Genomic DNA, 14,908 nt, shown 5'->3' with positions numbered 1-14,908 from the left:
TAGTAAAATACCTTGAATCGTATTAAATAGAAACCCTGAATCAGCTTTTATAGAAAAAACAGGCTTACTTGTTTTCTCAAAGTTGATTCAGGGATTTTTATTTAAAAATATAAATTCCTTGATACTTTAAAATATTAATAGCAGCCAAAAGACCGGCAGCCTTACTCCTGCTGTTCGGGTTTTAGTTCCTGAATAGTCCACGCTGTTTTGCGGGTGGCGCTCTCTTCTCTTATTTTCCGGACTTCTTCGGCAGTTACAACGGGTGAAGAAATTTTTCTTACCGGAAAGCCGGATTCATTGTTAGTTGCCGCCGGTGCCATGCCGGGGACTTCTCCTTTCTTTCTTGGAGGTCTGCCGCCGAAATCATGCCGAATGTAGCTGACGACCGAAGCAATCCATTCATCGCTGTTTGCTTCCATGGCAGGCATAATGCTTGTATATTCCTTGCCTTCAACCGGCCCGGTAAGCCCTTTGAGCACGATGCGGATCAGGTTATTCTTTTCTGTAAATTCCAGTCGGGGCGAGCCGGCGAGCGGAGGTGCAGCCATACCTGCTCCGCCGATGGCCAGTCCTTTGGCATCTGCTCCGTGGCAGCTTGCACACAACGATTTAAAAATGCCGGCCCCATTGATAATCAGCTTTCTTGACGCTTCGTCCATTTGTCCCAGCCTGCTTCCGAACGTCCGTACGTTTTCATTTTTGTCAAGAGCCGTTTTTGTTGCCAGCAGCATTTCATGCGTTTGTCCCTTTTCCAGGATTTGATTCATAATCGTCTTCCCCTGATCAGACTTGCTGTTATACAATGACAACAGCAACTGCACCCGGACATCGTCGTCGGTATCCTGCACCAGCTTTCCGGCCTGTTCAAGCAAGGTACGGTCACCCGATTTCAGAAAAGGTTCACTGATCCAGACAGCCGTTTTCCTCACCCGCGCATCCGGATCGTTCATTGCAGTAATCAGTAGTTCCGTATCCATGGCCTGCAACCCTTCCAGTGTCCATAATGCGTGTATCCTTTCAAGATGTCCGGTTTCTTTTCGTACAAAAGTCCGCTTGCCTGCCGCGATTTCCTTCAATGCCGGAACAACGGACTGATCAGCGCGGGCAACAAGTTCTTTCTGTGCATTGTCGCGCCACCAGCCATTGGCATGTCCCAGATAAGCAAGCAGCTCGGCTGGTTTCCGGTTGAGCATATCCGGCTTTTCAGTTCTTTTGGAACCTTCGTGAACAATGCGGTAAATGCGTCCGTGCCCTACGTTTGCGGCAAGGCCGAGACTGTCAATTTTTTGTCTCAGATAAGATCCCGGCTGCGTCCAGTTGCCCTGCTGAATGATTCCGCGGTGCATATCCACAATGTACAGATGACCGTCCGGGCCCGTAGCAGAGTTGACCGGCCGGAAATTCATATCCGAAGACGACAGGAATTCCTTGTTCTGATATACATTCTGAAGGGTTGTCTTTCCGTTCTGATGCACTACTTCTGCACGCCTTACGGCTCTTGCTACCGGCTCGCAAACAAGGTAATCGCCGGAGAAATCGGCCGGAAACTGATCGCCTCTGTAAATAGATTGCCCGGTCGGGGCTGTAAAATGGTTCAGTGTCTGGTCAGGACGCAGCCTTGGAAGTCCGCCCTGTACGTCTGGTGTGGCAATGATCGGCCACACTTCTGCAAATGCTGCATTGTACTGGTCCGGAAAATCCAGCGCTCCGTATTTCGGGTTAATCTGGAAACCCAGTGCCGGAATTTCACCCCCCGCCCGTGAATAGAACAGCCGGCCATAATCATCGTGCGTCATGCCCCATTGTCCGCTCGATCCGCTAACAATCGTATCTGCAAGCATTTTTCCATTTGTATACCGGAAACGCACGGCATCATAAGTCAGGTACATCCAGTTGTCGAGGTTCCAGTCCAGACCGCTCCGCTGATGTTCCATGTTCATGTCATTGACCACGTATTTGTCATTCTGATATACAGGGATTTTCACATCCGCTTTTCCGTCGCCGTTTGTGTCGCTGTAACTGTAAATGTCAATGGTATTGCTTTCATTCACAAGTAGCTCGTTTCCGACGGGCTGCATCATTCTGGGAAGCAGCAGGCTGTCAATAAAAACAGTGCTTTTGTCCATAACGCCGTCCCCATCGGTATCTTCCAGCAGTGAAATCCGGCTGCTTTTCTCCTGTTCGCCATTTGCATCGGCATCCTGCATATACGTGCGCATTTCCATCACATACATTCTTCCGTTGCCGTCCCAGGCAATCGCTACCGGTTCCTTGATCATCGGCTCACTGGCAACGAGCTGCAGGCGATAACCCGGCGGAAGATGCATGGTCTGCATGCTTTCCCGGGGAGATAAAAATGTACTGGCCGGGTCCGGTTTGAATTCCGGGACTTTGAAGTCCCGGGTTACAGTACTTTTTTTTACTCCCGAACAATTGTAAATCAGTAAAGAAATGAATATCAGTCCCAAAAACGCTATTGTGCTTTTCATACGCATAGGAATCATTGCAGGCTTGTTGCAGATTAAAGAGCCAGAACTTCTTGTCAGCTTACCAAAGTACCCAACCAGCAAAAACTAATGATATTGCTAAAAGAAACCAGAAAAATCCAAGCCTTTTCCTCCTTCCTCCCTTTTTCCCTTCCTCCACCCGAAAAACTACTTCTTCAAAGAAAGCAACCCGCCAAGCAGTTCTTCATTAAAACCGCCGATCGTAGTGCGGTGCAGTAAATCGGATATCTGGTCGCGAATGGATTTGAACTGCTCGTGCAACGGACAAGGATTGATTTCCGAGCATTGTTTCAATCCCAGCGCACAGCCGTGAAAAAGTCCGAAACCATCTACCGCTTCTACAATATCGCTCAATGGCCTGGCGAGTAAATCCGCATCCACGTAAAATCCGCCATGTGGCCCTTTTACGGAACGCATCAGCCCCTTTCTGCTGAGATCCTGAAGAATCTTGGCCAGATACAGTTCCGGCGAATCAATGCCGGCCGCAATATCTTTAAGTCCTGCCCGGTCGCCAGAAGCCGATTTATGCGAGATGTAAAACACAGCCCGGATTGCATACTCGCATGTTTTGGAAAATATGGCCATTGTAGTTTATAGTAGAAACAAAGTTAAAAATAATTAAGGATATTCTTGTCCTTTATTCAAGTATTACCCACCTTTACATAAAAGATAAAAAGGTATTTATATATTAAATTATAGCAATGACAAACGAGCAAAAAGAACTGGTGAAAGGAACCGTTCCCATTTTGAAAGAACACGGTGTGGCTTTAACCACTTATTTCTACAACCGGATGCTTACACAAAACCCGGAATTGAAAAATGTATTCAACAGTGCCAATCAGCATACCGGCGCACAGCCTACTGCTCTGGCCATGTCCGTACTGGCTTATGCAGAGCACATTGACAATCCTTCCGTACTCGCACATGCTGTGAACCGGATCGCCAACAAACACGTGAGCCTGGATATTAGACCGGAACATTATGCCATTGTAGGCAAACATCTGCTGGCTTCCATCCGTGAAGTGCTGGGTGAAGCCGCAAGTCCTGCGCTGATTGATGCATGGGCCGAAGCATACGGACAACTGGCCGAAATCATGATTGGCGCCGAAGCCGGACTGTACAGCAGCTCGGTAGCAAAAGAAGGCGGATGGAGCAGCTGGCGCCCGTTTGTGGTGAAGCAAAAAGTAAAAGAATCGCAGGAAATCACTTCTTTTTACCTGTACCCTTCCGATGAAGGCGCTGTCGCCGGCTTCCTGCCCGGACAGTATATTACGGTTCGGTTATATGTACCGGAACTCAACGTGTTTCAGCCGCGGCAGTACAGTATTTCGTGTGCGCCCAATGGCAGATATTACCGGATTTCGGTAAAAAGGGAACACGGCCATCCGGATCGTCCGGAAGGTTATGTAAGCAATCTGCTGCATGAACAGATTGAGGAAGGAAATGTTATCGAGGTTTCGCCTCCGTCCGGTGACTTTGTTCTGGATCTTGACGATAAAAATCCGGTCGTATTTATCAGCGGCGGTGTCGGGCTTACTCCGTTTATGAGCATGCTGGAATACATGACCGAATCCGGTAAAAACAGACCGGTAACCTGGATTCATGGCTGCAGAGGATACGAAGTACACGCATTCAGGGACACGGTAAAGGAACTGGGCAGCAAACATGGCGCCATGTCCATGCACACTTTTTACGACAAAATGGAGAATAACACGGAAGACAGCTACTATGAAGGCTATGTCGATCTGTGCAGGATTGATGATGCCATTGTGCCGGATGCAGCGTATTACATCTGCGGTCCGGGCGTATTTATCAAGAAGCACTTTGCCTATCTGTGTGCTCAGGGCGTTGATCCGCAGGCCATTCACTTTGAAGAGTTCGGACCTGCCGTTCTGGTGATGTGATAAACAGCAAAAGCCCGAAACGGGCTTTTGCTGTTTTATTTATAAAGCTGTTGCAGCGCCGGAAAATAAACTTTCAAAAAACTGCTTTCTGGCTTACCGGATTATGGGCAACGGGTTTGTAGGTGTATACCGAATAAGGAAAAACAGTGTGCGCAACGGCCCATGAAATCAGGCTGGCAACGGCAATCGGAATAAAAAGCACATAATTGTCAGCGATTGCGCAAACCAGAAAAATAGAAGTAAGCGGCGCATGGATGCTGGCACTTAAAACCGCGGCCATTCCGATCACGATAAAATTAAGCGGAATCAGTCCCAGTCCGAAAAAATGGTTTAATGTTACACAAACGATCATGCCCAGAAATGCGCCGATAAACAGACTGGGTGCAAATACACCGCCATCACCTCCGACGCCCAACGTTACAGAAGTGACCAAAGGTTTCAGCAAAAGCACCAGAAGCATGGGCAGCATCACGGCAAGGGCGGGCAACGGCTGCGAAGCAGCAATGGTTTTTATACCGGCATAACCTTCGCCATACAAACTCGGGAAAGCATACAGGATGACAGAAATGGCCAGCGAGCCGCCTATGATTTTCAGGTAATCATTGGAAATGGACTGAAAGAATTTCTTAAAGAAGAGCACGCATTTTGTAAGATAAACCGCATTGAAACCCGCTATAACTCCCAGTAAAACCATGTACGGCAAAGCCGAAGCATTCCAGCCTGAAATAGCAAAGTGAAAAATCTGTTTGTAAAAAAAATAGTTTGTCAGCAGGGAGGAAGCCAGCACGGCTGTAATGACCGAAACGGTATGCAGCTTGCTTTTTCTTTTTGTAAATACCTCGAAAGCAAACAGAAAGCCGGCAACCGGCGCATTGAAAAGAGCCGTTACGCCTGCCGCCAGCCCGGCACAGACCAGGTCCGTTTTATACTTATGCAGAAAACCCGCCTTTCTGCTGGAAAGCGCACCGATGGCAGCCGTAGAAACCACGGTAGAAACCTCGATGCCTGTTGACCCGCCGAAAATAACGGTCAGGAAACCATTCAGATAATGCGATGGAATCTTGTAGGCAGGCAGTGAATTTGATTTTTTATTGACCACATCTAGCACTTCCTTAATGCCTTTGTTTGCTTTATTTTTAAACAAAAAACGTCTCAGCAAATGGATCAGGGAAAGACCGGCCAGCGGCAGCAGAAAAATAAGATACCGCTCTTCATGCAGCTTTTCAAGGAACTGCTCTTCATAATGTTCGGTTATAACTTTGAGAGAATCTGCCAGCAGCGCGGACAGCACGCCTGTAAATGCAGCAGCAGCCAGAACACCACTGACTCTTCTGATTTTCAATACCTGATAATAAGTAAGTTTCATTGAATAATTGTAATAACAACAGGTTTTTACAAAGGAAGCGTATAAGCCTGGCAGTTGCACAGAGAAAACCATAAAACCGGCTTTCTCCCTTTTAAAGATTGTACCATTTGGAAAACGAATGGCCGCCCTGAATAGTTTCGGACAAGGATTGCGGATACCGGCTTCAATCCAAAAACCTTTACAAGTTGCAGGCTGCGCATAACGCATTGCCCGGGCATACAGACGGGACTGTTCCGATACTTTTACACACTAACCCTGCCGGATTCAGTCCGTATTTTTTTCTTTAATTTAATGATTTCTATAAATGTATTCAAAATCTAAAACTCCGTTTAACCTCTCCAATGAAATTAGAAATGCCGTACTGATCCTTTTGGGAATTCTCTCGGCCAGTATGGGCCTGAAAGGGTTTTTGTTGTCCAGTCATTTCATTGATGGCGGCGTGACGGGCATTTCCATGCTGCTCACGCATATTTTCGGTATTCCGCTGCCCTACCTGCTGATCGTGATCAATCTGCCCTTTATCATTATGGGTTATAGATTCATGGGGCAGGCATTTGCCATTAAAAGCGCGCTGGCCATTATCGGATTGTCTGTCTGCCTTGCTACCATTACATTCCCCGACATTACGCCTGACAAATTGCTGACGGCCATTTTTGGCGGTGTTTTTATCGGTGTAGGGATCGGTCTGGCCATGCGCGGCGGAGCTGTTCTGGACGGTACCGAAATTGCGGCGATGCTCGTTAGTAAAAGCACCCAGATCCTGAAAGTAAGCGATGTGATCCTGATCCTGAATATCATCATTTTTGCCGCCGCAGCCTTTTTCCTGGGTATTGAGGTAGCTCTGTATTCGATTCTGACGTACTTTGCCGCCGCCAAAATGATTGATTTTCTGCTGCACGGTATTGAACAGTACACCGGCGTAACCATTATTTCAGAAAAAAGCGAAAACATCCGTCAGGTTATTACCGAAAAGCTGGGCCGCGGTGCAACCATTTATCAGGGAAAAAGAGGTTACGGCAAACGCGGCGACCGCAACATCAACATGGACATTATTTTTACGGTTGTTACCCGCCTGGAAATTCCGCAGCTCCGGAAGGAAATCAAATTGCTTGACGCGCAAGCCTTTATTATTCAGCACAGTATTGATGACACGGAAGGCGGCATGATCAAGAAAAGACCATTGCATTAATATACCGCAGGTGCTTTCCAAAAAGCAGGCTGCTCGTTTGCTGTTCATAAAAAAGGACGCCTTTGCGAAGACGTCCTTTTTTATGAATAAGTTTTAAGTCGGCATAGTGCCACTCAGGCCGAAGATGAGCTGTTTGGCCAATTGCAGCAGCTCGTTTATTTTGGTCGGTTTTAAAAAATAATTTGCCGCACCGAGCTTTTTTGCCGATTCCATTAATTCCGACTTGCTGGAAGTGGATACCATAACAGCCGGTATGGCAGCCAGATCAGGAATGTCGCGTAATCGGGCCAGTGTTTCCAGACCATTCATTTTTGGCATGTTAACGTCCAGAATAATCAGGCTTTCCTCCGTCGGTACTTCGGATTGCAAAATTTCCAGAAGTTCCTTACCATCCTCTGCCTCAATGATTTCAATACTTGGATCAATACTTTTAATTGCATCTATTAACAACATGCGATCGTCGTAATCATCGTCTGCCAAATATAATGTCTTGCTTTTTACCATTTGCGAAGGTAACCATTTTCGTAATCTACCAAACCGATAGATAAATTTAGAATAATATTTAATTGACAAATTACATCCACTTTCCGTTCATTCTGTCTGTAACCGCCTGTAATTTAATCAGCTGGATATAAATACCATAAAACGATACCATTCAGAACTTTAAACGACTTTACGGTTTGTTTTGAATCCGAAAAATGGTCAGGAAATGCCTTTTTGTAATTTGCTCACATAACTGGAAGGACTCACCCCGAATTGTTTCTGAAAATCTCTGGAAAAATTGGTAGGCACACTGTAACCGATCATATCCGCCACCTCGTTGATCTTGTATCTGTTTTCGGCAAGCAGTTCAGCAGCCCGTTTCAGCCGTGATAAATTGATCAGTTCATTTGGCGTCAGGTCCGATATGCCTTTGATCTTGCGGTACAAGGTCGGGCGGCTCATGTTCATAAGCGACGAGAGCAGATCCACATCCAGGTTGCTGTCTGCAATATGTCTGGAAATAATCGTGTTCAGTTTTTCCAGAAACTTCTTGTCAGCCGTCGAAAAAGCAATCCCTTTGATGTGCGTCAGCGGCGAACGGGCGAAATATTCCTTGATGATATTCCGGTTGTTCATCAGATTGGCGATCTGGGCAGCGAGATGATCCAGCGAAAACGGCTTTTCAATGTAAGCGTCCGCTCCTACTTCCAGCCCTTCAATTCGGGAATTGATCGAATTTTTGGCAGTCAGAAGAATGATCGGAATGTGGCTGAACTGTACATCGCTTTTCATTTTCCTGCATAGCTCGATCCCGTCCATAACGGGCATCATGATATCGCTGATTACGAGCTGGATATTTTCACGCTGCATCACCTCCACTGCCTGCTGACCATCCAGTGCCCGCATGACGTTATAGGAAGCACCCAGTTCCTTGCCAAGGTAATTCAGGATTTCCACATTATCCTCCACGATCAGGATCACCGGCCTGGCAGGATCAGCTGTTTCATTGGCTTCCATATCCTGCAAATAATCCGCCGCGGCGTCCTCTTCCACTCCTTTCAGATCCATTTCATAATCCTGATGGATCGGCAGCGAAAGCAGGAATATATTCTCCTGCATGGCATGGTCTTTAAGTTCCAGCTTGCCTTTGTGCAGCTCGGCCAGCGAACGCGCCAGCGGCAGGCCAATGCCCGTTCCTTCCTGTTTCTGGTTGGATTCCAGGCGGTAAAACGGTTCGAAAATCTTTTCCCTGTTTTCACTCCCGATTGCAAAACCGTCGTTGCGGAACTCGATATGAAAGAGCAGGTCGTCACTGTTGAACGGCAAAAGCTTTACCTTAACGCTGCTATCCGCATATTTCACCGCATTGTTGATCAGGTTGCTGATGATCTTTTTGCATGCTTCAATGTCAACATACGCGTGCAGGGTTATTCTGGGAAGTTCAATTTTATAGTTTAAACTTTTCTGTTCCGCTGCCGGCCGGAACGTGGCAAATACATCGCCCAGCAGCTCGTTGATGTCCGTTTTTGTAAAGTTCAGACTGAAATTATTAGCCTCGGCCTTGCGGAAATCGAGCAGCTGATTGGTGAGATCAATCAGGCGGTTGGCATTTTTATTTATCATAGTCAGGTTATCCCGTGTTTCCGCATCGGCATTTCTATTGGCCAGCATCTTGTCGAGCGGCATTTTGATAAGCGTCAGCGGCGTTCTTATTTCGTGTGCAACGTTGGTAAAAAAATCGATCTTGGCATTGTAAATTTCGCGCTCTTTCCCGATCTCGATGGCTTCAATTTCCCTTTTGTTCTTTTCGCCCATCGCCAGATGGTAGTAACGGAACAGGATAACCGCCACCGCGGTCACAGCCGAGGCATAAAGCAGATAAGCCCATACCGTAGCCCACCAGGGCGGCAGCACATCAATATTCAGCCTGGTTTCCCGCGCATTCCAGACCTGATCGTTATTGGAACCTTTAATTCTTAACACATAACGGCCCGGCGGAAGTTTTGAAAAGGTGATTTTTCTGTTGCTCGCCAGATCAGACCATTGATTGTCAAGACCTTTCATCTGATATCTATAACGGTTCATTTCCGGAATAACGTAGCTGAGCGCGGCCACGTCGAAGCTCAGGCTGGAACGGTCATACGGAAGCCTGATCCATCCGGTATGGACCGGCGATCCGGTCAAAGGCGAGTCTTTACCGCCGATGGAAAGTTCCTGGTTGTTGGCCTGGATTCCGGTAATGTACACCGGCGGAACATACGTATTCTTGATAAACGAACCCGGTCTGAAACTGATCATTCCGGCAACAGTACCGAAAAACAGCGTTCCGTCTTCATTTTTGTAGGACGAGTTGTAGTTGAATTGTTCGCTGGGCAGACCGTTTGCTTCATTGTAATTCGTAAATTTTCCCGTTCTGGAATTCAGCATTGACAAGCCCCGAGAAGTTGAAATCCAGAAATTGCCCGTATCGTCTTCCAGCACCCGGAAAACCTGGTTATCCGGCAAACCGTTTTCGACACGGTAATTCCGGAACTGACCCGTAACGGCATTATATCTGGAAAGTCCGTGTTCGGTACAGAACCAGAAATCGCCGTTTTTACTTTGGTACAGACTGTTGATGTAATTGTCCAGCAGCCCGCCGGTTTTCCCGGCCACGTACTGGATCCTGCCTTTTTTGCCGGTTGTCGGGTTATAATAAAATACTCCTCCGCCGTAGCTTGCCGCCCATATTGTTCCTTGTGCGTCTTCATGAATGCTCTGCACCTGCGCATTGAAAAACGGCATCGGCGTGAAGTCGTCTGTCCTGCGGTTGTATCTGAACAATCCGGACCACGTTCCGACCAGAATATCCGATTTGCGGGTTTTGTATAAAGTCACGACGAAATTGCTGCCGAAAGTATGCGGCATACTGGTGCTGTAATGCCGTATCACTTTATTGGTTTTCAGGTCCATTACATCCAGTCCGTGCTCATAGGTCCCGATCCACAGTTCATTGCCATCCGCTACAAGCCCGTGGAGGTTGCGGTACGAAATGCTCCCTTTTTTGCCGTCGGGTAAAAAGGACCTGAATTTCCCCGTCTGCGGATCGAACTGGTTAAGCCCTGCATCCTCGGTGCCGATCCATAGTTTGCCGTATTTGTCCTTTGTAATTTCATGGATCAGATTTCCGCTGATGCTGTTGCCGGGCTGCGGAAAATACTTCTGGAAACGGTTGAATTGCGAGGAGTAGTAATTCACCCCGCCAAACTGCGTACTGATCCAGATCCCGCCTTCACGGTCCTTGAATATGGCATTGATGATGTTGTCGGTAATGGAATACGGGTTGTATTTTTCCTTGACGATCTGGTTCATTTTCCTGCTTTTCAGGTTCAGAATAAACAAACCGGATTCGGAACCCAGCCAGTACTCGTCTTTGCCGTTTTCGAAAAAAGTGTGGATATAAATATCTTCCTTCTGCCCCGTTTGCCCGGAAATGTCTGTAATCCTGCCGCTTTTGAAGTTGAACAGCATCAAACGCTTCATGTTACCGATCAGCAGAGCGGAATCTGAAACCGATTGCATCCGCATGTTGGAAAAAATCTCCTGTATCCGGCCCGAAAGGTTGTACTCGAACACTTGGCCTGTTTCGGCATTGTAGCGGCGGATGATGCCGTTGTTACTGGCCACCCAGACTTTTCCGTTTGCCGAAATGTGGATGGAAACCGTGTTTGCAGCATCGGGAAACGATTTTACAGTGCCTTTTTCTGAGTCGAACCGGTACAGCTGATTATCGGAAATAATCCAGATGCCGCCTGCGTTGTCGCCACGTATTGTCCGTACTTCTCCGGGCGGGATCCGTTTGAAAGGAACAAACTGGTCGGTAACCGGATTATAAAGATAAATTCCCTTATGTGTACCGACCCAGAGTTTCTCGTTCTGGTCTTCGTATAGTGTAAATACCGAATTGCTTCCCAGACTGGTGGAATCGCCCTCCCTGCTTCTGAAAATCCTGAACGAATTACCGTCAAACCGGTTAAGGCCGTTTCGGCTTGCGATCCAGATGAATCCTTTTTTATCCTGAATAATATCGCCTGTCGCATTGCCCGACAAACCGTCGGAAACCTTGTAACTCTTGAAATAGTAAGATGCATGCTGACCCAGACAGGCCAGATGTAAAAACAGGCAGCAAAGCATTACAAGCAGATTTTTCACGCAATCAGTGGAACAAAATACCGCGACGTGGCTGTCCGGTTTTCTTTTAACATTTATAAATATATCCCTGTAAAATCATTGCTAATTAACAAATATAAATGTTGAGACAGTTTGATCTAAAATTGAGACACACAGATCATTCCATTAATCAGCAAAGCAGGAACTTCGCAACGCTTTAAATAAATCCAATAATTTAATCAGAAAGTAACAAGGACGGACCTGACTGATCCGCTTAAACAACAATGTTAATGAAAAATAATTTGTACAAACCGGCACAAACTGCTAAAAAGCCCATGCCAATGCTGTGGTCTGCAAAGACTATAATGGCGATGCTTTTAGGTATTTTCGTAGCCATGTCCGGAGTGGCCCAGGCTCAGACCGGAACACAGATTTCGGGAAAAGTTTCTGACAAACAAGGCGCACTGCCCGGCGTTTCGGTTGTCGAGAAAGGCACAAGCAATGGAACCACGACCGATACAGAAGGAAATTTCACCTTACAGCTTTCGGCAGGTGCCAAAATCATTATCGTTTCCAGTGTAGGCTATACTTCTCAGGATGTGGACGTAAGCAACAAATCCACCGTAAATATCACCTTGCTGGAAGATCAGAAAACCCTTAATGAAGTGGTTGTGATCGGGTACGGATCCTTGAACAAAAAAGAAGTTTCCAGCGCCATCACGCACTTGTCAGGCAAGGATCTGCTGCGCGTGGGCGGCAATAACCCGATGATGGCGATTCAGGGCAAGGTTGCCGGACTTACGGTAACCAACACGTCAACGGCCGATCCGAACTCTTCGCCAAACATTCAGCTGCGCGGGGCATCTTCCCGCAGCGCAGGACTGGGGCCATTGTTTGTCGTAAACGGAATTCCCGGCGGTAACATCGACAACATCAACCAGAACGAAATCGAATCCATCGACGTACTGAAAGGCGGTGCAGCTTCGGCAATCTATGGTACGCGCGGAAGCAACGGGGTCATTGTGATTACAACCAAGAAGGGATCCGCCGAACCGCGCCTGTTCTATGATGGCTATACTACTTTTGACTTCCTGGCCAACCAGCTTTCGGTGCTTTCCAAAGATGAATTCCTGGCTAACAAACGGGGTTTCGATTTCGGAGGAAATACCAACTGGCTGAAAGAAGTGAGCCGCCAGCCATCGTTCTCCCACAAGCATACATTGCAGTTTTCGGGAGGAACCGGTCAGACCAACTATTTTACCTCTGTGGATTACCGCGATGCGAACGGAATCGACCTGCGTTCGGGAAAAAGAGAATACGGCGGCCGGGTAAACATCAATCATACGACTGCCAACAACCTTCTGGCACTTACATTCAGCGTAGCGCCGCGGTATGCAAAAGTAACCGAGGCTGATTACAGCGCGTTCAACTATGCGTTGACGCTGAACCCGACGATTTCGGTACGGGATTCTACCGGCAAGTACAGTTACATCAATTCAGGATTCTTTGCCAACAACCCGGTTGAGAATGCCAAAATGGTCGTTCGCGACCGCGAGCGCAAGTCACTGGACCTGAATGGCTCGGTGAAGCTGAACATTCTTGAAAACCTGAACACCGTCCTGACTTTCGGAGAAGTAAGCACATCGTATCGTCTGATGGACTTCACCCCTTCCAACATCACGCCGGTTATCAACGGTACCAAACGTAATTCGGCATCACAGCGACTGGAAGAAAACGACCAGAAAAGCCTTGAATGGCTGGGAAATTATTTCCTTGACCGCGGCAAACATTCGGTGAAGCTGCTGGCAGGTTATTCTTTCCAGTATTTCACTGCCTCCGGATTCAATGCGGGCAATGAAAATTTCCCTTCCAATGTGCTTACGTATAACGGACTCGGAACCGGGTTATGGAACCTGGAAAAAGGAATCAACGGCGTGGGTTCTTACAAAAACAGCTCGAAACTGATCGCCTTTTTCGGGCGTCTGAATTATGATTTTGACCAGAAATACTATTTCTCTGCCAGTCTTCGCCGGGAAGGTTCGTCCAAGTTCGGTTACGACAACAAATGGGGCTATTTTCCGGCAGCATCGTTTGCATGGCGCGTAACGCAGGAAGGTTTCCTGAAAGATAATTCCTGGCTTAACGAGCTGAAACTGCGTGCGGATTACGGTGAAACGGGTAACCAGGATTTCGGCAACTACCTTTCGCTGGATACGTACGGCGGCTACGGTTACTATCCGTACAACGGAAGTTCGTACCAGGTCTGGGGTCCCAACCAGAACACCAACTACAACCTGCGGTGGGAAAAAGCCGCCAACTTCAATGCCGGTGTTGACTTTGAACTGTTCAGCAGCAAGATCAGCGGTAGCGTGAATTACTATGTACGTACCAATAAAGACCTTCTGGGCAACTACAATGTATCCAACCCGCCGAATATTCAGGGACAAACTTTTGCCAATGTGGGAACCATGCGCAATACGGGTGTGGAACTGCAGTTGAGTGCGGCGGTGGTCAATAAAGGGGCATTCAGCTATAACCTGTCCGTTACCGGCGCGTTCAATGACAATAAATTCGTTTCGTTTTCCAACAACCTTTTCAAAGGCCAGAGCTACATCGATGTCGTAGGCATGCCGGCACCCGGAAGCCCTGGAACGCTTCAGCGCTTGCAGGAAGACAGGCGTATCGGAGGTTTTTATGCGCTGAAATCTGCCGGAGTAAATGATGCCGGCGCATTGCTGGTGTATAACAAAAATGGTGAAATCGTGCCTGCCAATGAAGCCAACAATGATGACAAGCAATTCATCGGCAACGGGCTTCCCAAGTTCACAACCGGGATCACCAACAATTTTACTTATAAAAACTGGGATCTGAGCGTGTTCCTGCGCGGTGCATTTGGCTACAAGCTGTTCAACACCTACGCATTTTACCTCGGCACACCGGCTGCCCAGGAAAATGCCAACCTGCTGACTTCGGCTTTCGACGGCGGAAAATATTCCAAGCTGACAAGTACTTCCACGTATTCATCCCTGTCGGATTACTTCCTGGAACCGGGTGGTTTTATGAAAATAGACAACATTACGCTGAGCTACACACAGCCGGTAAAATCGAAATTCATGAAATCGGCACGTATTTATGCTACCACGCGGAACCTGGCCACATTTACCAAGTTCACAGGCGGCGATCCCGACCTGATCCAGATCAACGGGTTGTACCCGGGCGTAAATACCAATTCGGACAACAACGGTACGCTCAACTACTATCCGTCAACAACGCAGCTGTTGCTGGGATTACAACTTACTTTTTAATATCC

General features: G+C 47.5%; 8 protein-coding genes. 3 read left to right on the top strand and 5 right to left on the bottom strand.

Annotation, left to right across the window (positions count from 1 at the left end; genetic code table 11):
- Nucleotides 1-161: 161 nt before the first annotated feature.
- Nucleotides 162-2,489, bottom strand: a complete 2,328-nt coding sequence (locus tag FEM55_RS15970) for a DUF7133 domain-containing protein (protein ID WP_138282344.1) — start codon at nucleotides 2,487-2,489, stop codon at nucleotides 162-164.
- A gap of 165 nt (nucleotides 2,490-2,654) precedes the next feature.
- The gene (locus FEM55_RS15965; protein ID WP_138282343.1) at nucleotides 2,655-3,092 is read right to left on the bottom strand and encodes an RrF2 family transcriptional regulator; all 438 of its coding nucleotides are present in this window, start codon (nucleotides 3,090-3,092) and stop codon (nucleotides 2,655-2,657) included.
- A gap of 116 nt (nucleotides 3,093-3,208) precedes the next feature.
- Between FEM55_RS15965 and hmpA the strand changes: the two genes are divergently transcribed.
- The gene (hmpA, locus tag FEM55_RS15960) at nucleotides 3,209-4,411 is read left to right on the top strand and encodes an NO-inducible flavohemoprotein (RefSeq protein WP_138282342.1); all 1,203 of its coding nucleotides are present in this window, start codon (nucleotides 3,209-3,211) and stop codon (nucleotides 4,409-4,411) included.
- Nucleotides 4,412-4,484: 73 nt separating this feature from the next.
- On the opposite strand, the gene FEM55_RS15955 is transcribed toward hmpA, so the two are convergent.
- Nucleotides 4,485-5,777 (bottom strand): chloride channel protein, encoded by a 1,293-nt coding sequence (locus tag FEM55_RS15955; protein ID WP_138282341.1) that lies wholly within the window; start codon nucleotides 5,775-5,777, stop codon nucleotides 4,485-4,487.
- A 304-nt stretch (nucleotides 5,778-6,081) separates the two neighbouring features.
- Between FEM55_RS15955 and FEM55_RS15950 the strand changes: the two genes are divergently transcribed.
- A complete protein-coding gene (locus FEM55_RS15950) occupies nucleotides 6,082-6,966 on the top strand; it encodes a YitT family protein (protein WP_138282340.1) in 885 nt (294 codons plus the stop codon).
- A gap of 93 nt (nucleotides 6,967-7,059) precedes the next feature.
- Here FEM55_RS15950 and FEM55_RS15945 read toward each other — a convergent pair whose 3' ends face one another.
- Both FEM55_RS15945 and FEM55_RS15940 read right to left on the bottom strand, forming a co-directional pair.
- Nucleotides 7,060-7,470, bottom strand: a complete 411-nt coding sequence (locus tag FEM55_RS15945) for a response regulator (protein WP_138282339.1) — start codon at nucleotides 7,468-7,470, stop codon at nucleotides 7,060-7,062.
- A gap of 198 nt (nucleotides 7,471-7,668) precedes the next feature.
- Complete coding sequence (locus FEM55_RS15940) at nucleotides 7,669-11,640, bottom strand: hybrid sensor histidine kinase/response regulator transcription factor (RefSeq protein WP_229209288.1); 3,972 nt, start codon at nucleotides 11,638-11,640, stop codon at nucleotides 7,669-7,671.
- A gap of 248 nt (nucleotides 11,641-11,888) precedes the next feature.
- Here FEM55_RS15940 and FEM55_RS15935 point away from each other — a divergent pair, with 248 nt between their 5' ends.
- Nucleotides 11,889-14,903 carry a SusC/RagA family TonB-linked outer membrane protein gene (locus FEM55_RS15935; RefSeq protein WP_229209287.1) on the top strand — a complete coding sequence of 1,005 codons (3,015 nt, stop codon included), beginning with the start codon at nucleotides 11,889-11,891 and terminating at the stop codon, nucleotides 14,901-14,903.
- Nucleotides 14,904-14,908 lie beyond the last annotated feature (5 nt).

The organism is Dyadobacter sediminis (assembly GCF_005860765.1).
Taxonomy (GTDB): Bacteria; Bacteroidota; Bacteroidia; order Cytophagales; family Spirosomataceae; genus Dyadobacter; species Dyadobacter sediminis.
Note: the sequence above shows the minus strand (reverse complement) of the source record. Positions and strands in the feature narration are given on the sequence as shown.

Excerpts from the sequence above, each read along its gene's own strand:
- FEM55_RS15945 (WP_138282339.1), bottom strand. The coding sequence starts at position 7,470 with ATGGTAAAAAGCAAGACATTATATTTGGCAGACGATGATTACGACGAT.
- FEM55_RS15935 (WP_229209287.1), top strand. The coding sequence starts at position 11,889 with ATGAAAAATAATTTGTACAAACCGGCACAAACTGCTAAAAAGCCCATG.
- FEM55_RS15955 (WP_138282341.1), bottom strand. The coding sequence starts at position 5,777 with ATGAAACTTACTTATTATCAGGTATTGAAAATCAGAAGAGTCAGTGGT.
- FEM55_RS15950 (WP_138282340.1), top strand. The coding sequence starts at position 6,082 with ATGTATTCAAAATCTAAAACTCCGTTTAACCTCTCCAATGAAATTAGA.
- FEM55_RS15970 (WP_138282344.1), bottom strand. The coding sequence starts at position 2,489 with ATGAAAAGCACAATAGCGTTTTTGGGACTGATATTCATTTCTTTACTG.
- hmpA (WP_138282342.1), top strand. The coding sequence starts at position 3,209 with ATGACAAACGAGCAAAAAGAACTGGTGAAAGGAACCGTTCCCATTTTG.
- FEM55_RS15965 (WP_138282343.1), bottom strand. The coding sequence starts at position 3,092 with ATGGCCATATTTTCCAAAACATGCGAGTATGCAATCCGGGCTGTGTTT.